The 20,625-nt window shown below is 66.4% G+C and carries 34 protein-coding genes and 1 pseudogene; 1 reads left to right on the top strand and 34 read right to left on the bottom strand.

The annotated features are described in order from the left end of the window. Positions 1-14: 14 nt before the first annotated feature. From rplQ to infA, 7 genes are all read right to left on the bottom strand, one after another. A complete protein-coding gene (rplQ, locus tag ACFCV3_RS16995) occupies positions 15-686 on the bottom strand; it encodes a 50S ribosomal protein L17 (protein ID WP_376030918.1) in 672 nt (223 codons plus the stop codon). 48 nt (positions 687-734) lie between these two features. After that, on the bottom strand, positions 735-1,760 hold the full coding sequence (locus ACFCV3_RS16990; RefSeq protein WP_132402598.1) for a DNA-directed RNA polymerase subunit alpha: 1,026 nt from the start codon (positions 1,758-1,760) through the stop codon (positions 735-737). 100 nt (positions 1,761-1,860) lie between these two features. Then, positions 1,861-2,469 (bottom strand): 30S ribosomal protein S4, encoded by a 609-nt coding sequence (gene rpsD, locus ACFCV3_RS16985; RefSeq protein ID WP_132402601.1) that lies wholly within the window; start codon positions 2,467-2,469, stop codon positions 1,861-1,863. 25 nt (positions 2,470-2,494) lie between these two features. After that, positions 2,495-2,902: a 30S ribosomal protein S11 gene (gene rpsK, locus ACFCV3_RS16980; protein ID WP_012923659.1), complete on the bottom strand. Its 408-nt coding sequence runs from the start codon at positions 2,900-2,902 to the stop codon at positions 2,495-2,497. Positions 2,903-2,940: 38 nt separating this feature from the next. Next, entirely contained in the window at positions 2,941-3,312 is a 372-nt protein-coding gene (gene rpsM / locus ACFCV3_RS16975; RefSeq protein WP_132402604.1) for a 30S ribosomal protein S13, read from the bottom strand. Between the two features lie 187 nt (positions 3,313-3,499). Continuing rightward, positions 3,500-3,613 (bottom strand): 50S ribosomal protein L36, encoded by a 114-nt coding sequence (rpmJ, locus tag ACFCV3_RS16970; protein ID WP_008361054.1) that lies wholly within the window; start codon positions 3,611-3,613, stop codon positions 3,500-3,502. A 35-nt stretch (positions 3,614-3,648) separates the two neighbouring features. Beyond that, entirely contained in the window at positions 3,649-3,870 is a 222-nt protein-coding gene (gene infA / locus ACFCV3_RS16965; protein WP_012923661.1) for a translation initiation factor IF-1, read from the bottom strand. Positions 3,871-4,061: 191 nt separating this feature from the next. On the opposite strand from infA, the gene ACFCV3_RS16960 reads away from it, so the two are divergent. Then, positions 4,062-4,922, top strand: a complete 861-nt coding sequence (locus ACFCV3_RS16960) for an NAD(P)-dependent oxidoreductase (RefSeq protein ID WP_376030917.1) — start codon at positions 4,062-4,064, stop codon at positions 4,920-4,922. Here ACFCV3_RS16960 and ACFCV3_RS16955 read toward each other — a convergent pair. The 27 genes and pseudogenes from ACFCV3_RS16955 to tuf all read right to left on the bottom strand — a co-directional run bounded on the left by ACFCV3_RS16955 (position 4,906) and on the right by tuf (position 20,559). Next, positions 4,906-5,688 (bottom strand): hypothetical protein, encoded by a 783-nt coding sequence (locus tag ACFCV3_RS16955; RefSeq protein WP_376030916.1) that lies wholly within the window; start codon positions 5,686-5,688, stop codon positions 4,906-4,908. The genes ACFCV3_RS16960 and ACFCV3_RS16955 overlap by 17 nt on opposite strands. After that, positions 5,685-6,134, bottom strand: coding sequence for a DUF1707 domain-containing protein (locus tag ACFCV3_RS16950; protein WP_376030915.1), 450 nt, complete (start codon positions 6,132-6,134; stop codon positions 5,685-5,687). The genes ACFCV3_RS16955 and ACFCV3_RS16950 overlap by 4 nt, the downstream gene beginning before the upstream one ends. A 59-nt stretch (positions 6,135-6,193) precedes the next feature. Next, positions 6,194-7,018, bottom strand: a complete 825-nt coding sequence (gene map, locus ACFCV3_RS16945; RefSeq protein ID WP_376030914.1) for a type I methionyl aminopeptidase — start codon at positions 7,016-7,018, stop codon at positions 6,194-6,196. A gap of 7 nt (positions 7,019-7,025) precedes the next feature. Next, entirely contained in the window at positions 7,026-7,598 is a 573-nt protein-coding gene (locus tag ACFCV3_RS16940; protein WP_376030913.1) for an adenylate kinase, read from the bottom strand. Next, the gene (secY, locus tag ACFCV3_RS16935) at positions 7,598-8,899 is read right to left on the bottom strand and encodes a preprotein translocase subunit SecY (protein WP_376031360.1); all 1,302 of its coding nucleotides are present in this window, start codon (positions 8,897-8,899) and stop codon (positions 7,598-7,600) included. Before secY ends, ACFCV3_RS16940 begins: the two co-directional genes overlap by 1 nt. A gap of 135 nt (positions 8,900-9,034) precedes the next feature. Next, a complete protein-coding gene (rplO, locus tag ACFCV3_RS16930; protein WP_132402619.1) occupies positions 9,035-9,475 on the bottom strand; it encodes a 50S ribosomal protein L15 in 441 nt (146 codons plus the stop codon). Position 9,476: 1 nt separating this feature from the next. Continuing rightward, on the bottom strand, positions 9,477-9,659 hold the full coding sequence (gene rpmD, locus ACFCV3_RS16925) for a 50S ribosomal protein L30 (RefSeq protein WP_132167341.1): 183 nt from the start codon (positions 9,657-9,659) through the stop codon (positions 9,477-9,479). Beyond that, on the bottom strand, positions 9,659-10,258 hold the full coding sequence (rpsE, locus tag ACFCV3_RS16920; RefSeq protein ID WP_132402622.1) for a 30S ribosomal protein S5: 600 nt from the start codon (positions 10,256-10,258) through the stop codon (positions 9,659-9,661). The genes rpmD and rpsE overlap by 1 nt, the downstream gene beginning before the upstream one ends. A gap of 31 nt (positions 10,259-10,289) precedes the next feature. Continuing rightward, positions 10,290-10,673 (bottom strand): 50S ribosomal protein L18, encoded by a 384-nt coding sequence (gene rplR / locus ACFCV3_RS16915; RefSeq protein ID WP_132402625.1) that lies wholly within the window; start codon positions 10,671-10,673, stop codon positions 10,290-10,292. 2 nt (positions 10,674-10,675) lie between these two features. Further along, on the bottom strand, positions 10,676-11,218 hold the full coding sequence (gene rplF, locus ACFCV3_RS16910; protein ID WP_132402628.1) for a 50S ribosomal protein L6: 543 nt from the start codon (positions 11,216-11,218) through the stop codon (positions 10,676-10,678). A gap of 27 nt (positions 11,219-11,245) precedes the next feature. Beyond that, positions 11,246-11,653, bottom strand: coding sequence for a 30S ribosomal protein S8 (rpsH, locus tag ACFCV3_RS16905; RefSeq protein WP_132402631.1), 408 nt, complete (start codon positions 11,651-11,653; stop codon positions 11,246-11,248). Between the two features lie 91 nt (positions 11,654-11,744). Then, positions 11,745-11,930 carry a type Z 30S ribosomal protein S14 gene (locus ACFCV3_RS16900; RefSeq protein ID WP_132167346.1) on the bottom strand — a complete coding sequence of 62 codons (186 nt, stop codon included), beginning with the start codon at positions 11,928-11,930 and terminating at the stop codon, positions 11,745-11,747. Between the two features lies 1 nt (position 11,931). Further along, positions 11,932-12,501 carry a 50S ribosomal protein L5 gene (gene rplE, locus ACFCV3_RS16895; RefSeq protein WP_132402633.1) on the bottom strand — a complete coding sequence of 190 codons (570 nt, stop codon included), beginning with the start codon at positions 12,499-12,501 and terminating at the stop codon, positions 11,932-11,934. After that, positions 12,501-12,890 carry a 50S ribosomal protein L24 gene (gene rplX, locus ACFCV3_RS16890; protein ID WP_132402636.1) on the bottom strand — a complete coding sequence of 130 codons (390 nt, stop codon included), beginning with the start codon at positions 12,888-12,890 and terminating at the stop codon, positions 12,501-12,503. The genes rplE and rplX overlap by 1 nt, the downstream gene beginning before the upstream one ends. A 1-nt stretch (position 12,891) precedes the next feature. Further along, positions 12,892-13,260 (bottom strand): 50S ribosomal protein L14, encoded by a 369-nt coding sequence (gene rplN / locus ACFCV3_RS16885; RefSeq protein WP_077019238.1) that lies wholly within the window; start codon positions 13,258-13,260, stop codon positions 12,892-12,894. A gap of 95 nt (positions 13,261-13,355) precedes the next feature. Continuing rightward, the gene (rpsQ, locus tag ACFCV3_RS16880; protein WP_132402639.1) at positions 13,356-13,652 is read right to left on the bottom strand and encodes a 30S ribosomal protein S17; all 297 of its coding nucleotides are present in this window, start codon (positions 13,650-13,652) and stop codon (positions 13,356-13,358) included. Next, positions 13,649-13,942, bottom strand: a complete 294-nt coding sequence (gene rpmC, locus ACFCV3_RS16875; protein WP_376030912.1) for a 50S ribosomal protein L29 — start codon at positions 13,940-13,942, stop codon at positions 13,649-13,651. Before rpmC ends, rpsQ begins: the two co-directional genes overlap by 4 nt. After that, complete coding sequence (rplP, locus tag ACFCV3_RS16870) at positions 13,942-14,361, bottom strand: 50S ribosomal protein L16 (protein WP_376030911.1); 420 nt, start codon at positions 14,359-14,361, stop codon at positions 13,942-13,944. The genes rpmC and rplP overlap by 1 nt, the downstream gene beginning before the upstream one ends. 3 nt (positions 14,362-14,364) lie before the next feature. Next, positions 14,365-15,216, bottom strand: a complete 852-nt coding sequence (gene rpsC, locus ACFCV3_RS16865; RefSeq protein WP_376030910.1) for a 30S ribosomal protein S3 — start codon at positions 15,214-15,216, stop codon at positions 14,365-14,367. A gap of 124 nt (positions 15,217-15,340) precedes the next feature. Continuing rightward, positions 15,341-15,817: pseudogene (gene rplV, locus ACFCV3_RS16860) on the bottom strand (50S ribosomal protein L22); the annotation flags it as partial. A 51-nt stretch (positions 15,818-15,868) separates the two neighbouring features. Continuing rightward, positions 15,869-16,150: a 30S ribosomal protein S19 gene (rpsS, locus tag ACFCV3_RS16855; RefSeq protein ID WP_130441496.1), complete on the bottom strand. Its 282-nt coding sequence runs from the start codon at positions 16,148-16,150 to the stop codon at positions 15,869-15,871. 15 nt (positions 16,151-16,165) lie between these two features. Further along, positions 16,166-16,999 (bottom strand): 50S ribosomal protein L2, encoded by an 834-nt coding sequence (rplB, locus tag ACFCV3_RS16850; protein ID WP_132402654.1) that lies wholly within the window; start codon positions 16,997-16,999, stop codon positions 16,166-16,168. Beyond that, positions 16,999-17,304 carry a 50S ribosomal protein L23 gene (gene rplW / locus ACFCV3_RS16845; RefSeq protein ID WP_329003464.1) on the bottom strand — a complete coding sequence of 102 codons (306 nt, stop codon included), beginning with the start codon at positions 17,302-17,304 and terminating at the stop codon, positions 16,999-17,001. The genes rplB and rplW overlap by 1 nt, the downstream gene beginning before the upstream one ends. After that, positions 17,301-17,996 (bottom strand): 50S ribosomal protein L4, encoded by a 696-nt coding sequence (gene rplD, locus ACFCV3_RS16840; protein ID WP_132402660.1) that lies wholly within the window; start codon positions 17,994-17,996, stop codon positions 17,301-17,303. Before rplD ends, rplW begins: the two co-directional genes overlap by 4 nt. Next, positions 17,993-18,649, bottom strand: a complete 657-nt coding sequence (rplC, locus tag ACFCV3_RS16835) for a 50S ribosomal protein L3 (protein WP_376030909.1) — start codon at positions 18,647-18,649, stop codon at positions 17,993-17,995. Before rplC ends, rplD begins: the two co-directional genes overlap by 4 nt. Before the next feature lie 16 nt (positions 18,650-18,665). Further along, positions 18,666-18,974, bottom strand: coding sequence for a 30S ribosomal protein S10 (gene rpsJ, locus ACFCV3_RS16830; RefSeq protein WP_012923688.1), 309 nt, complete (start codon positions 18,972-18,974; stop codon positions 18,666-18,668). Between the two features lie 391 nt (positions 18,975-19,365). Beyond that, positions 19,366-20,559: an elongation factor Tu gene (tuf, locus tag ACFCV3_RS16825; protein WP_132402666.1), complete on the bottom strand. Its 1,194-nt coding sequence runs from the start codon at positions 20,557-20,559 to the stop codon at positions 19,366-19,368. Positions 20,560-20,625 lie beyond the last annotated feature (66 nt).

The raw sequence follows: 20,625 nt of genomic DNA, 5'->3' as shown, positions 1-20,625 counted from the left end.
TGCAGTGCTGAGACTTACTTGTCGTCCTCGGTCTCGCCGGCCTTGGCGAAGCCCGCGGCGACGGCGTCTTCCTCGGTCTTGAACCAGACCTCGGCGACCGTCTGGGCGTACCACGGGGACTCGGTGGTGTGGTACTTCATCGAGTTCTCGTTGCCCTTGATGGTGAAGCCCTCCGGCGCCGAGTCGTCGGCCAGCGGTGCGGCCGAGTTCTCGAACTTGCCGGCGACGACGTCCTGGACCTTCTCGTCCTGAACCTTGTCTTCAACCTTCGGCTCGGCCTTCTTGGCCGGGGCCTTCTTGGCGGTCTTCTTCGCCTTCGGCGAGTCCGACAGCGCCTCGACGAGCTCGATCTTCACCATCGGCGCGTTGTCACCCTTGCGCGGGCCGAGCTTGATGATGCGGGTGTAACCACCCGGACGGTCGGCGTACCGCTCGCCGATCTCGGTGAAGAGCACGTGCACAACGCTCTTGTCCCGGATCCGCTTCATCACCTGGCGGCGGGAGTTCAGGTCACCACGCTTGGCCTTGGTGATCATCGACTCGGCCAGCGGCTGCAGGCGCTTGGCCTTGGCCGCGGTGGTGGTGATGGCGCCGTGCTCGAACAGCGACGTCGCGAGGTTGCTGAGGATCAGCTTCTCGTGCGCCGGGCTGCCGCCCAGCCGGGCACCCTTGGTGGGGGTAGGCATCTCTTACTCCAGAAGGATTCAGGCCCGGAAGCAGGCCCGGGGTGGGTGTCAGTACTGCTCGGTCTCGGCGAAGCTCTCGTCGTCGTCCTCGGACTCCGTGCCGTAGGCCTCGGCGGCCGCACGCAGGTCGAAGCCGGGAGGCGAGTCCTTCAGCGACAGGCCCATCTCGGCCAGCTTCAGCTTGACCTCGTCGATCGACTTGGAGCCGAAGTTGCGGATGTCCAGCAGGTCCTGCTCGCTGCGCGAGATGAGTTCACCCACGGTGTGGATGCCCTCACGCTTGAGGCAGTTGTACGACCGGACGGTGAGCTGCAGGTCCTCGACCGGCAGTGCCAGGTCGGCGGCCATCTGCTCGTCCACCGGCGACGGGCCGATGTCGATGCCCTCGGCCTCGACGTTCAGCTCGCGGGCCAGGCCGAACAGCTCGACCAGCGTCTTACCGGCCGACGCGACGGCGTCGCGGGGCAGCATCGACGGCTTGGTCTCGACGTCGACCACGAGACGGTCGAAGTCGGTGCGCTGCTCGACACGGGTCGCCTCGACCTTGTAGGTGACCTTGAGGACCGGGGAGTAGATCGAGTCGACCGGCATCCGGCCGATCTCGGCGTCCGCGGACTTGTTCTGGATCGCGGACACGTAACCGCGGCCACGCTCCACGACCAGCTCCATCTCGAGCCGGCCCTTCTCGTTCAGGGTGGCGATCTTCAGGTCCGGGTTGTGCACCTCGACACCGGCCGGCGGCGCGATGTCCGCGGCGGTGACGTCACCGGGGCCCTGCTTGCGCAGGTACATGGTGACCGGCTCGTCGTGCTCGGAGGAGACGACCAGGTCCTTGAGGTTCAGGATCAGCTGGGTCGCGTCCTCCTTCACCCCGGCAACGGTCGAGAACTCGTGCAGGACACCGTCGACCTTGATGCTGGTGACGGCGGCGCCGGGGATCGAGGACAGCAGGGTCCGGCGGATCGAGTTACCGAGGGTGTAGCCGAAACCCGGCTCCAACGGCTCGATGACGAACCGCGAGCGGTGCTCGTCGACGACCTCTTCGGTCAGGGTGGGACGCTGTGCGATAAGCAACTTCGTGTTCCTTCACTGTTCGCGACGACCACTATTTGAGGCCGCGAGGACTGAAGACGACCGATCCGGCCGGCGGCCTGAGCCACCGGCCGGAACCGGATCAGTTCTTCGAGTAGAGCTCGACGATCAGGTGCTCGGAGACCTGGGTGTCGATCTGCTGCCGGGTCGGCAGCTGGTGGACGAGGATGCGCAGACGCTCCGGCATCACCTCGAGCCAGGCCGGGACCACACGCTCGGCGTGCGTCTCCCGGGCGATGATGAACGGCGTCGTCTCGACGGACTTGGCCTTGACATCGATGATGTCGTGGGCCGAGACGCGGTACGACGGGATGTTCACCTTGATGCCGTTCACGGTGAAGTGCCCGTGCGTCACGAGCTGACGGGCCTGCCGACGCGTCCGGGCCAGGCCCGAGCGGTAGACCACGTTGTCGAGACGGGACTCCAGGATGATCAGCAGGTTGTCACCGGTCTTGCCGGAGCGCCGCGAGGCCTCCTCGTAGTACCGGCGGAACTGCTTCTCCAGCACGCCGTACGAGAAGCGGGCCTTCTGCTTCTCGCGCAGCTGGAGCAGGTACTCGCTCTCCTTCGGACGGCCGCGGCCGTGCATACCCGGGGGGTACGGACGACGCTCGAACGCCTTGTCGCCACCGACGAGGTCGACCCCGAGACGGCGCGACTTCTTGGTCATGGGTCCGGTGTAACGGGCCATTGTTAGTTACCTGCCTCTCTCTGGGTCAGACCCGGCGCCGCTTGGGAGGGCGGCAGCCGTTGTGTGCGGTCGGGGTGACGTCCTGGATGGTGCCGACCTCGAGGCCGACGGCACCCAGCGAACGGATCGCGGTCTCACGGCCGGAGCCGGGACCCTTCACGAACACGTCGATCTTGCGCATGCCGTGCTCCATCGCGCGGCGTCCGGCGGCCTCGGCGGCCATCTGCGCGGCGAACGGGGTGGACTTGCGCGAACCCTTGAAGCCGACGGTGCCCGCGGAAGCCCACGAGATGACCGCGCCGGTCGGGTCGGTGATCGTCACGATCGTGTTGTTGAACGTGCTCTTGATGTGCGCGTGGCCGGCGGCCACGTTCTTCTTCTCCTTGCGGCGCACCTTCTTGGCGCCGGCCGCAGTGCGGCTCTTGGGAGGCATAAGTCAGTTGCTCCTGGCAAAATCGAGGGTCATCCGGGTCACTTCTTCTTCTTGCCGGCGATTGCCTTCTTGCGACCCTTGCGGGTGCGGGCATTCGTCTTGGTGCGCTGACCGCGCACCGGCAGACCGCTGCGGTGCCGGCGGCCCTGGTACGACCCGATCTCGATCTTGCGGCGGATGTCCGCGGTCACCTCACGGCGGAGGTCACCTTCGATCTGGTAGTTGCCTTCGATCCAGTCGCGAAGCTTGACCAGCTCCTCGTCGCCCAGCTCGTGGACGCGCTTGTCACCGGAGATCCCGGTGGCTTCGAGCGTCTTGAGGGCGCGGGTGCGGCCTACTCCGAAGATGTAGGTGAGTGCGACCTCGATGCGCTTGTCGCGCGGCAGGTCGACTCCTACGAGGCGTGCCATGTGGCGGTGTTCCTTTCGTCGGCAGAGGTGTGGTGGCGCGCCGCGTCCTTGCCCGCCTCGGTGACGGTCGTGCTCACCGGCAAGGCCCCGGCCTCTGTTCCGGGGGCAGCGTCCAGCGTGTTACCGGTGCTGGACGAGCGTGCGCGCTGTGGTGCGAAAGTGCCGTGTCCTGCTGAGAAAGAGCTGGTCAGCCCTGCCGCTGCTTGTGCCGCGGGTTCTCGCAGATCACCATGACCCGGCCGTGACGGCGGATCACCTTGCACTTGTCGCAGATCTTCTTGACGCTCGGATTGACCTTCATCGAGCTTCTTTCTTCGACAGGTGTTGGTGGTCGTGTTACTTGTACCGATAGACGATGCGGCCTCTGGTGAGGTCGTACGGCGACAGCTCCACAACGACCCGGTCCTCGGGGAGGATCCGGATGTAGTGCTGCCTCATCTTGCCGCTGATGTGCGCGAGCACCTTGTGCCCATTGGACAGTTCAACACGGAACATCGCGTTCGGCAGGGCCTCGACGATGGTGCCCTCGAGTTCGATAACTCCCTCTTTTTTGGGCATGTCCTCGCACTTCTGTAGACGTGACTGACTATGGCTCGAAAAGAGCCAACAACCGAGTGTACGTCAGTACCACACCCGAAACCCAATCGGGCCTCTCTCGGCCCTCAGCCAGGGTACTTACCGTTCGGGAAGTACCCAACTATTTAGTGGGTACTTGTCCGCTCCACAGCCCTGCCAGCAGGGTTGCAGACATGAAGACACCAGTCACCGTCCTCGGCCTGGGAGCGATGGGAACCGCCCTCGCCCAGGCCTTCCTGGCCGCCGGCCACCCGACCACCGTCTGGAACCGCACCCCCGGCCGCTCCCCCGAACTCGAAGGCGCCGTCCGCGCGGCCACCGCCGCCGAGGCGGTCGCTGCCAGCCCGCTCGTAGTCGTCTGCCTGCTCGTCGACACCACGGTGCGCGACACCCTCGACGGCATCGATCTCACCGGCAAGGTGGTCGCCAACCTCACCAACAGCACCCCGGACCAGGCTCGTGCGCTGTCCGACGAGTTCGTCGCCCGGGGAGCGTCGTACCTGGACGGCGGCATCATGGCGGTCCCGGCGATGATCGGCGGCCCGGCCGCCTTCATCTTCTACAGCGGCGACTCCGCTGCCTACGAACGCCACCAGGCCGACCTCGCTCCGCTGGCTCGCCCGGTGTACGTCGGCAAGGACGCGGGCCTGGCCGCGTTGTACGACATCGCATTGCTGAGCGGGATGTACGGAATGTTCGCCGGCGCCCAGCACGCGCTGGCGCTGATGCAGAGCGAGGAGATCCCGGCCGTCGAGTTCGCCGAGCAGTTCCTGATCCCTTGGCTGACCGCCATGCTGGGCACGGTCTCCGGGATGGCGGCCGACCTCGACAACCCGCCGGCACCCGGAACGGCCGGATCGAACCTGGCCATGCAGGCTGCCGCGTTCGACAACCTGATCGACACCGCGGTCGCGCAGGGAGTCGACCCCAGTCTCCTGGTGCCAGTAGGCGACGTACTGAACAAGGCTGTTGCCGCTGGTCATGGCGACGAGGACTTGGCCGCGATGATCCGAGTGCTCAAGACGAACGCGTAGCCGCCCACTGCTCACCCTCGCGCCACAGTTGCTCGGGCATCAGGTCCAGCAGGTCGCAGGCAGCATCGAGGTGGGCGAGTGCTGTGGTGGTGTCCCGGTACGCCGGGAGGATCGCAACGAACCGGCGTCCCTCACAACTGAACCCGAACGGGGTGACGCCGGTCAGTACCTCGACCGCACGCGGGTGCAACAGGGCCTGAGCGTGGTCCTCGCGGCCGTTGAAGAGGTTGTAGTGCCCAGGCAGGCCGTCAATGTCCAAAGGCAGCGGCAGCAGGCCGGCGGCCGCCACCGGCGCCAGTCCGGACGGCAGCACCTGCAGCGGCGGCAGCGGGCGGTCGACCTGGAGATCGAGGAAGTCGAAGCCGAGGTTGCGGCGCCGGACGCGGTGCCGGAACTCACCCGTGAAGAACTCCCGGCCGCGGTGCCGCCCGGTGGTCACCTCGCCCACCTCGGCGTGCGGATCCAGGTCGAACGGCGGGAACGGCCACCGCTGCAGCACCTCCGGACCGGCCACCGAGATCCGCCAGCCGAGCTCACGGGCCGCCCGCGCCCATGCCTTCTGCAGCCGTACGTCGGCCGCCCGCATCGCCAGCGTGAACACCAGCAGCACCGCGAACCAGCCGAGCATGAACCAGCCCACCCAGCGCGGTTCGACCAGCAGACCGACGATCACCAGCGGAATGGCGACGGCGAACCAGATCACGTAGACCAGGACGGATCCCTGCCGCAGCTGCCAGACCAGCGCCGGCCGGAGTCGCCGGGTCAACGGCGCTTTCCGAGATTGCCCAGAGCGATGATCGCCCACGGGATCAGCAGCCACACCGGCCAGAAGTGCGGCCACTGCCCGTTGTGCGCGAGCCCGATCACGAACCAGATGACCACGTTGATCGCGACAACGCCGGTGAAGCCACCACCCAGCGCCAGCAGCCCGCCGTTGCGGCGCGGCTGCACCTCCTTCGTCGGGAACTCCCCCGGCGCGGGCGCCGGCTTCTGATCCTGGACAACAGCAGGTGTCTGGTACGTCTTCATCGGCGGCAGGTCGCGCACCAGCGGCTCGAGCTCGCCGTACGTCTGGACGACGTACAGCTGGTCCAGCCGCGACGAGAACTCAGGCTGGTCCAGCCGCCCGTCGGCGAATGCATCCCGCAACCGGCCGGCAATCTTTTCCCGGTCGGCTTCGGTGAATCGCTGATGCGGCTGGTACTGAGGCATGTCTCAAGTGTGCCTCAGCCGCAGGGCCTGCGCGTCCCCCGATGGACGGACCCGAAAGGTCAGTCGGCGAGTGCGCCGCAGGTGATCCCGAGCTCGGCGAGCTTGGCCGCACCGCCGTCGAGGGAGGTCAGCACCCACGGCCCTTGCGGAGTGAGAGTGAACGTGTGCTCGGTGTGAGCGGCCGCGCGACCGTCGTCGGTCACCACGGTCCAGTCGTCGTCGAGCGTGTGGTTGTCCTGCTTGCCCAGGGTCAGCATCGGCTCGACCGCGAGCGCCAGGCCCTCGACCAGCTTCGGGCCACGACCCGGCTTGCCGAAGTTCGGCACGTTCGGCGGCTGGTGCATCGCCGACCCGATCCCGTGCCCGACGAAGTCCTCGACGATCCCGTACGACGAATTGGCGCGCACGTGGGCCTCGACCGCGGCCGAGATGTCGGTCAACCGTCCACCGAGCTTGGCGGCGGCGAACCCCCGCCACATCGACTCCTCGCAGATCCGGGCCAGCTCGAGCAGGTCGTCGCCGACCGTGCCGACCGGCACCGTGATCGCGGCGTCGCCGTGCCACCCGTTCACGATCGCACCGCAGTCGATCGAGATCAGGTCGCCCTCGGCGAGCACCCGTGCACCGGGGATGCCGTGCACGATCTCGTCGTTCACCGACGCACAGATCGAGCCGGTGAAACCGTGGTAGCCCTTGAACGACGGCGTCGCGCCGGAGGAGCGGATGTTGTCCTCGGCGATCGCGTCCAGCTCACCGGTGGTGATCCCGGGCTTGACGGCGTCGCGGAGCAGCTCCAGCGTGCGGCCGACCACGAGGCCGGCCGCACGCATGGCGAGGATCTGCTCGCGGGTCTTGATCTCGATCCCGCGGTCCTTGAAAATCATCGGTCCTTCAGTCGGTCAGCGACTTGAGCGCCGCGATGACGCGCTCGCTGACCTCGTCGATCTCGCCGACGCCGTCCACCTCGACCAGCAGACCGCGCTGGCCGTAGACGGCCAGCAGCGGCTTGGTCTCGGCGGTGTACACGTCCTGACGGTGCCGGATGACCTCTTCGGAGTCGTCCGTGCGGCCGTCGGTGTGGGCCCGCTTCGTCATCCGGTCCACCAGCACGTCGATGTCGGCGACCAGCGCCACCACCGCGTCCAGCTTGTGGCCGTGATCGGCCAGGATCTCGTCCAGCGTGCCCACCTGGGCGAGGGTGCGCGGGTACCCGTCGAGCAGGAACCCGTCACCGGCGTCGGCCTCCGACAGCCGGTCGCGCACCATCGCGTTGGTGACCTCGTCGGGGACATAGTCCCCGGCGTCCATGAAGCGCTTGGCCTCGAGCCCGAGCGGCGTCTCGTCCTTCACGTTCGCTCGGAAGATGTCGCCGGTGGATACGGCCGGGATATTCAGGCGTTCCGCAAGCACCTTTGCCTGCGTGCCCTTGCCCGCCCCGGGCGGACCCATCAGCAACATTCTCATCAGCGCAAGAACCCTTCGTAGTTACGTTGCTGCAGCTGAGACTCGATCTGCTTCACCGTGTCCAGGCCCACGCCGACCATGATCAGGATCGACGTACCACCGAACGGGAAGTTCTGGTTTGCGCCGGCCAGGACCAGCGCGATCAGCGGAATCAGAGACAGCACGGCCAGGTAGACGGCACCCGGCAGAGTGATGCGGTTCAGCACGTAACTCAGGTATTCCTCGGTCGGCCGGCCGGCCCGGATGCCCGGGATGAAGCCGCCGTACTTCTTCATGTTGTCCGCGACTTCCTTCGGGTTGAAGGTGATCGAGACGTAGAAGTAGGTGAAGAACACGATCAGAGCGACGTACGTAGCCATGTAGATCGGGTGGTCGCCCTTGACCAGGTGTCCTTGGATCCAGATCGCCCATCCCTTGTCAGCCTGGAACTGACTGATCAGGACAGGTAGATACATCAGGCTGGAGGCGAAGATGACCGGGATGACCCCGGCCTGGTTCACCTTCAGCGGGATGTAGGTCGACGTACCGCCGAACATCTTGCGGCCGACCATCCGCTTGGCGTACTGCACCGGGATCCGGCGCTGCGCCTGCTCGATGAAGATGACCGCGGCCATGATGACCAGACCGACGGCGATCACGACGAAGAAGGTGCCGAGGCCCTTCTGCTTGCGGATGCTCCACAGGCTGGTCGGGAAGGTGGCGACGATCTGGGTGAAGATCAGGATCGACATACCGTTACCGACACCACGGTCGGTGATCAGCTCACCCAGCCACATGATCACGCCGGTACCGGCGGTCATGGTCAGCACCATGATGGAGACGTGGAACCAGTCGTCCTTGTACAGCAGCGGCTCGAGGCAGCCGGTGAACAGCCGGCCCGGGGTCCGGGCGAGCGCCACGAAGGCCGTCGACTGCAGGATCGCCAGACCGACGGTCAGGAAACGGGTGTACTGGGTGATCTTGGCCTGGCCCGCCTGGCCTTCCTTCTTCAGCGACTCCAGCCGCGGGATCACCACGGTGAGCAGCTGCAGGATGATGCTGGCGGTGATGTACGGCATGATGCCGAGCGCGAAGATCGCGAGCTGCAGCAGCGCACCGCCGGAGAACAGGTTGATCAAGTTGTAGAGATTGGCGTTCGCGCCGTTCTCCGCACCCTTGATACATGTTTGCAGCGACTGGACGTTCACGCCGGGGGCCGGCACGACGGAGCCGATCCGGAAGATCACGACGATGAAGAGCACGAACAAGATCTTCCGGCGCAGGTCCGGAGTCTTGAACGCGTTGGCAAAGGCGCCTAACACCCTGTCCTCCCACATGTTTCCTCTGCCCCGGGCAGGGCAGGGGTCTGGCATAGCAGCCGGGCAAGAGACGAACCAGGGCCCGTCCGACCGGTGCAGAGTATCAAGCACCGGGCGTTACGAGCCCTGGACCGCATGTCACACCTCGGTGGTGGTCCCCCCGGCGGCCTGGATCTTGTCCAGAGCCGACTTCGAGAACTTGTGCGCCGAGACCTGCAGAGCAACGGTCAGTTCGCCGTCACCCAGCACCTTCACCGGCTGACCACGACGGACCGCGCCCTTGGCGACCAGTTCGGCAATGCCGACCTCGCCACCTTCGGGGAACAGTTGTCCGAGCTTGTCCAGGTTAACGACCTGGAACTCCACTCGGTTCCTGCTCTTGAAGCCCTTCAGCTTCGGCAGCCGCATGTGCTGCGGCATCTGGCCACCCTCGAAGTACTCGGGGATGTTGTTACGGGCCTTGCTGCCCTTGGTACCGCGGCCGGCCGTCTTACCCTTGGAACCCTCACCACGACCCACGCGGGTCTTGGCGGTCTTGGCTCCGGGCGCCGGACGCAGGTGGTGAACCTTGAGCGCCATGTCAGTCAACCTCTTCGACGGTGATGAGGTGGCGAACCGCGCGCACCATGCCACGCACCTCGGGACGGTCCTCGTGGACGGCGCTGTCGCCGATCCGCTTGACGCCCAGGGTCCGCAGCGTGTCGCGCTGGTTCTGCTTGCCACCGATGCCGGAACGGGTCTGCGTCACCTTCAAGCGTGCCATCAGGATGCCGCCTCCGCCCGCGCCTTCAGCAGTGCCGCCGGGGCGACGTGCTCGACCGGCAGGCCACGGCGCGCGGCCACAGCCTCCGGAGTCTCCAGGGCCTGCAGCGCGGCCACCGTGGCGTGCACCACGTTGATCGCGTTGGAGGAACCCAGCGACTTGCTCAGGATGTCGTGGATCCCGGCGCACTCCAGTACGGCGCGTGCCGAGCCACCCGCGATCACACCGGTACCGGGAGCGGCCGGACGCAGCATGACAACGCCTGCGGCCTTCTCGCCCTGGACCGGGTGCGGGATGGTGCCCTGGATCCGCGGCACCTTGAAGAACGACTTCTTGGCCTCCTCGACACCCTTGGCGATCGCCGCGGGCACCTCCTTGGCCTTGCCGTAACCCACACCGACGGTGCCTTCACCGTCGCCGACGACCACGAGGGCGGTGAAGCTGAAGCGACGACCACCCTTCACGACCTTGGCAACACGGTTGATGGCAACCACGCGCTCGATGTAGGCGGTCTTGTCAGCTGCCGCACCACGACCACCGTCGCGGCCGCGGCGCTCACCACCGGCGCCGCCTCCGCGACGCTGCTGGCCTCCGCTCATTTCGAACTACCTTCCCTCTTGTGTGTCGCCATCAGAACCCGAGTCCGTTCTCACGAGCGGCGTCGGCCAGGGCCGCGATCCGTCCGTGGTACTTGTTCCCGGCGCGGTCGAAGACGACCGCCTCGATGCCCGCGGCCTTGGCGCGGTCGGCGATCAGGCCGCCGACGGTCTTGGCCTTGTCGGTCTTGTTGTCCGACGCACCGCGCAGGTCGGCCTCCATGGTGGAGGCGGAGACCAGCGTCTTGCCGGCCACGTCGTCGATGACCTGAACGAACAGGTGCTTCGACGACTTGGTGACCACCAGGCGCGGGCGATCCGGCGTTCCGTTGATCTTCTTCCGGACGCGGATCTGGCGACGCAGACGCGACGCCGTCTTCTTGGCGGAGTGCTTGTTGTGACGCAGTCCGATCGCCATGGTTACTTACCAGCCTTTCCGACCTTGCGGCGGACCTGCTCGCCGGCGTACCGCACACCCTTGCCCTTGTACGGCTCGGGCTTACGCAGCTTGCGGATGTTGGCAGCGACCTCGCCGACCGACTGCTTGTCGATCCCGACGACCGAGAAGCGGGTCGGGGCCTCGACGTTGAACGTGATGCCCTCGGGAGCGTCCACCGTGATGGTGTGGCTGTACCCGAGCGAGAACTCCAGCTGGGTCGGTCCCTTGGACAGGACGCGGTACCCGACGCCGACGATCTCGAGCTTCTTCTCGTAGCCGTCCGTCACGCCGGTCACCAGGTTGGCGATCAGGGTGCGGGACAGACCGTGCAGTTCCTTGCTCTTACGCTGCTCGTCCGGACGCGAGACGGCGATCGTGCCGTCCTCGTCGCGAGCGACCGCGATGGGCTCCGCAACAACGTGCGAGAGCTGGCCCTTGGGACCCTTCACGGTGACCGTCTGGCCGTCGATCGTGACGTCGACGCCGGACGGGACCGTGATCGGGAGCTTACCGATGCGAGACATGAGAGTGGTCCTCCTTCCGGTTCTTCGTCACCAGACGTAGGCGAGGACTTCCCCGCCAACGCCCTTGTGCTTGGCCTGACGGTCGGTCAGCAGTCCCTGGGAGGTCGAGATGATCGCGACACCCAGGCCACCGAGGACCTTCGGCAGGTTGGTCGACTTCGCGTAGACCCGCAGGCCCGGCTTCGAGATCCGGCGGACGCCCGCGATGGAACGCTCCCGGGTCGGGCCGAACTTGAGGTCGACGATCAGGGTCTTGCCGACGGCGCCCTCCTTGGGCTCCTCCACCTTGTAGGAGGAGATGTAGCCCTCCTGCTGAAGGATGTCGGCGATGCCCTGCTTGATCTTGCTGTACGGCATCGAGGTCGACTCGTGGTACGCCTGGTTGGCGTTGCGCAGACGCGTCAGCATGTCTGCGATCGGGTCGGTCATTGTCATGGCCTGGGGCCTCTTTCCCGCCGTGGTTTCGCCGGCCGGCGACCTACGGTGACTAGATGGTGAAGGGAGAAAAGATCGGGGGTGGAGACGGTCACCAGCTGGACTTGGTCACACCGGGCAGCTCGCCCCGGTGCGCCATCTCCCGCAGGCAGATCCGGCAGAGGCCGAACTTGCGGAAGACCGCCTTCGGCCGGCCGCAGCGCTGGCAACGCGTGTAACCGCGCACCGCGAACTTCGGCGTCCGGGCCTGCTTGACCTTCAGTGCTGTCTTCGCCACGTCAGTTCTCCTTGAACGGGAAGCCGAGTGCCCGCAGCAGGGCCCGGCCCTCGTCGTCGTTCTTGGCGGTGGTCACCACGGTGATGTCCATGCCGCGGACCCGGTCGATGCGGTCCTGGTTGATCTCGTGGAACATCACCTGCTCGGTCAGGCCGAAGGTGTAGTTCCCGGTGCCGTCGAACTGCTTCGGGGACAGACCGCGGAAGTCGCGGATCCGGGGCAGCGCCAGCGACAGCAGCCGGTCCAGGAACTCCCACATCCGGTCGCCGCGCAGCGTGACGTGCGCGCCGATCGGCATGCCTTCACGCAGCTTGAACTGGGCGATCGACTTGCGGGCCTTGGTCACCTGCGGCTTCTGGCCGGTGATCGCGGCCAGGTCCTTGACGGCACCCTCGATCAGCTTGGAGTCACGGGCCGCCTCGCCGACGCCCATGTTCACCACGATCTTGGTCAGGCCGGGGACCTGCATCACGTTGGCGTAGCTGAACTCCTCGTTCAGCTTGCCGACGATCTCCTCGCGGTACTTGGTCTTCAACCGCGGCAGAACCCGCTCGGTCACTGTCTCGGTCATCAGATCTCCTCGCCGGTACGCCGAGCGATCCGCACACTCCGGAAACCGGCGTACGTCGAACCGTCGGGGCGCCGCTTCTGCACCTCGACGCGGTTGTAGCCGACGCGGGTGGTCACCTTCTGCTTCTTGCCGTCCTTCTCGACCTCGACCAGAAGCATCACGTTGGAGACATGGATCGGGGCTTCCTGGGTGACGATGCCACCCGTGGTGCCGCCGCGCTGGGCCTGCTGCACCTTGGTGTGCTTCTTGACCCGGTTCACGCCTTCGACGATGACCTTCTCGGCATCGGGCAGGACCTGAATGATCTTGCCTTCGAGACCCTTGGACTTACCGGCGATCACGCGGACCTGATCGCCCTTCTTCACGTGCAACTTGCGCTGGGCAGCCATCTCAGAGCACCTCCGGTGCGAGCGAGATGATCTTCATGAAGCGCTTCTCGCGCAGCTCCCGGCCGACCGGCCCGAAGATGCGGGTGCCGCGCGGCTCGCCATCGGCCTTGAGGATCACGGCGGCGTTCTCGTCGAACCGGATGTAGGAGCCGTCCGGACGCCGGCGCTCCTTCACGGTGCGAACGATGACGGCCTTGACGACGTCGCCCTTCTTGACGCCGCCACCCGGGATCGCGTCCTTGACGGTGGCGACGATCGTGTCACCGACACCGGCGTAGCGCCGACCGGAGCCACCGAGAACGCGGATGCAAAGAATTTCCTTTGCGCCCGTGTTGTCGGCGACCTTCAGTCGCGACTCCTGCTGGATCATCTGTTGATCTCCTGGTTGTCTCGCTGGTTCTCATTCACATGAGCCTTGCGGAACGAATAATTTCGATTGGTTTCCCGGTCGGGGACCGGGACCGCTTACTTGGCCTTCTCGAGGATCTCGACGACGCGCCAGCGCTTGGTCGCCGACAGCGGCCGGGTCTCCATCAGGAGGACCCGGTCGCCGATACCGGCGGCGTTCTGCTCGTCGTGTGCCTTGAGCTTGCTCGTGCGGCGGATGACCTTGCCGTAGAGCTTGTGCTTGACCCGGTCCTCGACCTCGACGGTGACGGTCTTGTCCATCTTGTCGCTCAGCACCAGGCCCTCACGGGTCTTGCGGCTGCTGCGCGCCTCGGGGGTCGTGCTCACGGTCTCGTCCTTCACGTTCTCGGTCATGCTTTCGCCTCGGCCTTCTCGCTGTCGTCCGCGGTCTCCACGACCTCGGCGTCCGCTTCCGCGGCCACCGTCGTCTCGACCTCTTCGGTGATGCCGAGCGCACGCTCGGTCAGCACCGTGTAGATGCGGGCGATGTCCTTACGGACGGCACGCAGCCGGCCGTGTGACTCCAGCTGTCCGGTGGCAGCCTGGAACCGGAGGTTGAACAGCTCCTCCTTGGCTTCTCCGAGCTTGCTCAGCAGCTCGTCCCGGCCCAGGTTCCGCAGCTCGGCGGCGGTCAGGGTAGCCATCAGTTCTCACCTGCCTCTCGGGTGATGAAGCGGCACTTCATCGGCAACTTGTGGATCGCGCGGCGCATGGCCTCGCGAGCGACGTCCTCCGGCACACCGGAGAGCTCGAACATCACGCGACCCGACTTCACGTTCGCGATCCACCACTCGGGCGAACCCTTACCGGAACCCATCCGGGTCTCGGCCGGCTTCTTCGTCAGCGGGCGGTCCGGGTAGATGTTGATCCAGACCTTTCCGCCACGCTTGATGTGGCGGGTCATCGCGATACGCGCCGACTCGATCTGCCGGTTGGTGATGTAGTGGCTTTCCAGGGCCTGGATGCCGAACTCACCGAACGCCAGCGTGGTACCGCCCTTGGCAGCGCCGGAGCGCTTCGGGTGGTGCTGCTTGCGGTGCTTGACCTTGCGGGGGATGAGCACGGTTCAGCTCTCCGTTCCGGTCGTCTCGGCGGGCTTGTCGGCCGCCGGAGCAGTCGCCTCCGCGGCCGGAGCCGCGGCGCGGGCGTTGTCCCGGCCACCGTCACGACGGCCACCACGGTCGCCGCCACGGTCGCGGTCGCCACCACGGCCACCACGGTCGTCGCGACGGGCCGGCCGACGCTGCTGGGTGGCGGCGCGGGCCGCGGCCTGCGCCTCGCGCTCGGCCCGGGAGCCGGCCACGTCACCCTTGTAGATCCAGACCTTCACGCCGATCCGGCCGAAGGTCGTGCGGGCCTCGTAGAAGCCGTAGTCGATGTCGGCGCGCAGCGTGTGCAGCGGCACCCGACCCTCGCGGTAGAACTCCGACCGCGACATTTCGGCGCCACCAAGACGGCCGGAGCACTGGATCCGGATGCCCAGGGCGCCGCCACGCATGGTGGTCTGCATCGCCTTGCGCATCGCGCGGCGGAACGCCACGCGGCCGGACAGCTGCTCGGCCACACCCTGTGCGACCAGCTGAGCGTCCACCTCGGAGTTCTTCACCTCGAGGATGTTCAGCTGCACCTGCTTGCCGGTGAGCTCTTCCAGGCTGCCCCGGATCCGGTCCGCCTCGGCGCCGCGGCGACCGATGACGATGCCCGGACGAGCAGTGTGGATGTCCACCCGGACCCGGTCACGGGTGCGCTCGATCTCCACTCGGGAGATACCGGCGCGCTCCATGCCCTTGCTCAGCAGCTTGCGGATCTTGACGTCCTCGCCGACGTAGTCCTTGTACAGCTTGTCGGCGTACCAACGGCTCTTGTGATCGGTGCTGATGCCGAGACGGAACCCGTGCGGGTTAACCTTCTGTCCCACGTCAGGACTCCTTCTTCTCAGCGGTGGCCTTCTTGGCTGCCGCCTTCTTGGCGGTGGCCTTCTTGGCCGGCTTCTCGGCTGCGTCCGACTTCTCGGCAGCCTTCTTCGCCGTCTTCTTGGCCGGGGCCTTCTTGGCAGTGGATGCCGAGGCCTCGTCCGCCTTCTTGGCGGTCTTCTTGGCCGGCGCCTTCGCGACGGGCTCCTCGATGACTCGCGGCTGCACCACGACAGTGATGTGGCTGGTCCGCTTGTCGATCCGGGTGGCCCGACCCTGGGCGCGGGGGCGGTGACGCTTCAGCGTCGGTCCCTCGTCGACCAGGATCTTCGAGACGATCAGCTCGTCCCGGCTCAGGTGCTCGGTGCCCTCGGCGTTCGCCGCGGCGCTGTCCACGACCTTGTACACGGTCGCGGCAGCGGCCTGCGGGGCGAACTTCAGAGTGGCGAGTGCGTCGTCGACGCCCACACCGCGCACCAGATCGGCCACGCGACGCGCCTTCATCGGCGTCACGCGGACGAAGCGCGCGACCGCGAAGGCCCCGGGCTGCTCGCCCAACAGGCTCTCGCGACGGGCACTGACGGCCCTACGCTCTTGAACGCTCATGATGTTCGAATCTCTCCGTAGGTTGCTTTCGCGTCGTCAACTGACCAGCGGTCAGCGACGCCGTGACTTCCGGTCGTCCTTCTCGTGACCCTTGAACGTCCGGGTCGGGGCGAACTCGCCGAGCTTGTGCCCGACCATCGCGTCCGTCACGAACACCGGCACGTGCTTGCGGCCGTCGTGCACCGCAATCGTGTGGCCGATCATGTCCGGCACGATCATCGATCGGCGGGACCAGGTCTTGATGACATTCTTGGTGCCCTTTTCGTTCTGCACCTCCACCTTCTTTGCCAGGTGGTGGTCGACGAACGGGCCCTTCTTCAAGCTGCGTGGCATTCTGGCCGGCTCCTATCAGCGCTTCTTGCCGGCCTTGCGGCGCCGGACGATCATGCGGTCGCTTTCCTTGCGGGTACGGGTACGGCCCTCGGGCTTGCCCCACGGGGACACCGGGTGGCGTCCACCCGAGGTCTTACCCTCACCACCACCGTGCGGGTGGTCGACCGGGTTCATCGCGACACCACGGACGGTCGGGCGCTTGCCCTTCCAGCGCATCCGGCCGGCCTTGCCCCAGTTGATGTTCGACTGCTCGCCGTTGCCGACCTCACCGAGGGTGGCGCGGCAGCGTACGTCGACCATCCGGACCTCGCCGGACGGCATCCGCAGGGTTGCCATCCGACCCTCCTTCGCCACCAGCTGAATGCTGGTACCGGCGGAGCGGCCCATCTTGGCGCCACCACCCGGACGCAGCTCGACCGCGTGGATCGTGGAGCCGACCGGGATGTTGCGCAGCGGCAGGTTGTTACCGATCTTGATGTCGGCGGCCGGACCGTTCTCGACGATCGTGCCCTGCTTCAGGTTGGTCGGGGCGAGGATGTAGCGCTTCTCGCCGTCGACGTAGTGCAGCAGTGCGATCCGTGCGGTGCGGTTCGGGTCGTACTCGATCTCTGCGACCTTGGCCGGAACGCCGTCCTTGTCGTACCGCTTGAAGTCGATCAGGCGGTACGCACGCTTGTGGCCGCCGCCCTGGTGCCGAGTGGTGATCTTGCCGCTGTTGTTGCGGCCACCCTTCTTCGGCAGCGGACGCAGCAGCGACTTCTCGGGGGTCGAACGGGTGAGCTCGACGAAGTCGGCCACGCTCGAGCCACGACGGCCCGGCGTTGTCGGCTTGTATTTGCGGATACCCATTACGACTGGCCTCCGAAGATATCGATGCGGTCATCGCCCTTGAGGGTGACGATCGCGCGCTTGGTGTCGGGGCGCTTGCCCCAGCCCGCGCGGGTCCGGCGACGCTTGCCCTTGCGGTTCAGCGTGTTGACGTCGTTGACCTTGACCTTGAACACCTTCTCGACCGCGAGCTTGATCTCGGTCTTGTTGGCGTCGGGGGCGACCTCGAACGTGTACTTCTGCTCGTCCAGCAGGCCGTAGCTCTTCTCGCTCACGACCGGCCGCAGCAGCACGTCCCGCGGGTCCTTGTTCACTCCGTGGCTCATGCTTCAACCTCCTGCTCGGCCTCGGTCGACGTTGCGACGGCCTTCACGGACTTACCTTTCGGGGCGCCGGCGACGAAGCTGTCGAGGGCGGCCTTGGTGAACACGACCGCGTCGCTGCAGAGCACGTCGTACGCGTTCAGCTGGTCGGCTGCGATCAGGTGCACGTGCTGCACGTTGCGCAGGCTCAGCCAGGTGCTCTCGTCGGCCCGGTCCACGACGACGAGCGCCTTACCCGGGTCGGTGACCTGGGCCAGGACGTTCAGCGCGCCCTTGGTGGACGGGGTGTCGCCGTCGAGGAAACTCTCGACCACGTAGATCCGGCCGTCCCGGGCCCGGTCCGACAGCGAACCGCGGAGCGCGGCAGCGATCATCTTCTTCGGGGTCCGCTGGCTGTAGTCACGCGGCGTGGGGCCGTGGACGACGCCACCACCGGTGAACTGCGGCGCGCGGGTCGAACCCTGACGGGCGCGACCGGTGCCCTTCTGGCGGTACGGCTTGGCGCCACCACCGGACACCTCGCCCCGGCGCTTGACCTTGTGCGTGCCCTGACGGGCCGCGGCCAGCTGCGCCACCACGACCTGGTGGATCAGCGGGATGTTGACCTGCACGTCGAACAGCTCGGCCGGAAGCTCGGCGGAACCCTTCTTGCTGACCTTGTCGCCCTTCACGGCGACGACGTCGACGGTGCTCACTTGGCAGCCCCCTTCGCGGCGTTGCGGATCAGCACCAGGCCGCCCTTGGGACCGGGAACGGCACCCTTGAGCAGGATCAGGCCGCGGTCCGCGTCGATGGCGTGCACGGTGATGTTCTGCGTGGTGACCTTCTCGTGGCCCATCCGGCCGGACATCTTCATTCCCTTGAAGACGCGACCCGGGGTGGCGCAGCCGCCGATGGAACCCGGCGAGCGGTGCTTCTTGTGGACACCGTGGCTGGCGCGCAGACCGTGGAAGCCGTGCCGCTTCATGACACCGGCGAAGCCCTTGCCCTTGCTGGTGGCGGAGACGTCGACCAGCTCGCCGGCGGCGAACGCCTCGGCGTTGATCTCCTGGCCCAGCGTGTACTCGCTCGCGTCGGCGGTCCGCAGCTCGAGCAGGTGGCGGCGAGGAGTCACGCCGGCCTTCTCGAAGTGGCCGCGCATCGGCGAAGTCACCTTGCGGGGGTCGATGTCACCGAAGGCGATCTGGACGCCGTCGTACCCGGCGTCGGCCGCGGTACGCACACCGGTGACGACACACGGGCCGGCCTGGATCACGGTGACGGGGACGACTCGGTTGTTCTCGTCCCAGGTCTGGGTCATGCCGAGCTTGGTGCCCAGCAGCCCTTTCGTGTTCTTGTGATTGCTCATCAGCTGTTCGCGTCCCTCAGAGCTTGATCTCGATGTCGACGCCCGCCGGCAGGTCGAGCCGCATCAGCGAGTCGACGGTCTTCGGCGTGGGGTCGATGATGTCGATGAGCCGCTTGTGGGTGCGCATCTCGAAGTGCTCGCGGCTGTCCTTGTACTTGTGCGGCGAGCGGATGACGCAGAACACGTTCTTTTCCGTCGGCAACGGCACCGGGCCAGCAACCTTCGCACCAGTACGCGTCACCGTGTCGACAATCTTGCGTGCCGAGCTGTCGATGACCTCGTGGTCGTAGGCCTTCAGCCGGATGCGGATCTTTTGTCCCGCCATCGCTTCGCTTCGTCCTTCTCTATCGTCAACGTCTACGCTGCTCCGACCCCCGCGGTCGGGTGTGTCGCCGTGTTCCGAAAAAACTGCGCGGAACGCGCGTGACTCACCGCTTCTTCGACCAGGGCTTGGGGATCGGGGCTCGGTCTCGGACCGGGCCTCGGCATGGTCTCCGGTCCGGCGCACCAGCCCGAGGCAGTTCCTTGAAGGAAATCGGCCTCTGGGGCGCGCCCCGGCAACCTCGCCTGAGCAACCTGAATATTGTGCCAGAGATCGGCGCCGAAACGCCAATCGGGTGGCTCTGACCCCGATCTCCCGCCCACCTGAGCGGGGATCGGAGGCAAAGCAGAGGTCCGCGGGGCTCAGACTGCGAGCCCTCGCGGACCTCGTGAGATCACTTGAGGATCTTGGTGACCCGGCCGGCGCCGACGGTGCGGCCACCTTCACGGATCGCGAACTTCAGGTTCTCTTCCATGGCGATCGGCTGGATCAGCTCGACGTTCATGTCGGTGTTGTCGCCCGGCATGACCATCTCGGTGCCCTCGGGGAGGGTGACGACGCCGGTCACGTCCGTGGTGCGGAAGTAGAACTGCGGGCGGTAGTTCTGGAAGAACGGCGTGTGCCGGCCGCCCTCTTCCTTCGAGAGGATGTAGACCGAAGCCTCGAAGGAGGTGTGCGGGGTCGTGGTGCCCGGCTTGATGACAACCATGCCGCGCTCGACGTCCTCGCGCTTGGTGCCACGAAGCAGCAGACCGACGTTCTCGCCCGCCTGGCCCTCGTCGAGGAGCTTGCGGAACATCTCGATACCGGTGACGGTGGTCGTCTGCTTGGTCTCCCGGATGCCGACGATGTCGACGGTCTCGTTGACCTTGACGATGCCGCGCTCGATACGGCCGGTGATAACGGTTCCACGACCGGTGATCGTGAAGACGTCCTCAACGGGCATCAGGAACGGCTTGTCGACCTCGCGCTCCGGCTGCGGGATGTAGGAGTCGACCGCGTCCATCAGCTCGATGATCGACTCGCCCCACTTGGCGTCGCCCTGCAGCGCCGGGTGAGCGGCGACGCGGACGATCGGCGCGTTGTCGCCGTCGAACTCCTGCTCGGAGAGCAGCTCGCGGACCTCGAGCTCGACGAGCTCCAGGATCTCCTCGTCGTCGACCATGTCGCACTTGTTCAGCGCGACGACCATCGCCGGCACGCCGACCTGACGGGCGAGCAGCACGTGCTCACGCGTCTGCGGCATCGGGCCGTCGGTGGCGGCGACGACCAGGATCGCACCGTCCATCTGGGCCGCACCGGTGATCATGTTCTTGATGTAGTCGGCGTGACCCGGGCAGTCGACGTGGGCGTAGTGCCGGGCCTCGGTCTGGTACTCGACGTGCGCGATGGAGATGGTGATACCGCGCTGACGCTCTTCCGGCGCCTTGTCGATCTGATCGAAGGCCGACGCCTCGTTCAGGGTCGGGTACTTGTCGTGCAGCACCTTGGTGATCGCCGCGGTAAGAGTCGTCTTACCGTGGTCGATGTGACCGATGGTGCCGATGTTGACGTGCGGCTTAGTCCGCTCGAACTTCGCCTTAGCCACTGGGGCCCTCCTGGAAAGTGTTGACTTACGCCGTACGCCGACGCGCTGTGGGTTGGTTGGACCGGA

The organism is Kribbella sp. NPDC056345 (assembly GCF_042262745.1).
Taxonomy (GTDB): Bacteria; Actinomycetota; Actinomycetes; order Propionibacteriales; family Kribbellaceae; genus Kribbella.
Note: the sequence above shows the minus strand (reverse complement) of the source record. Positions and strands in the feature narration are given on the sequence as shown.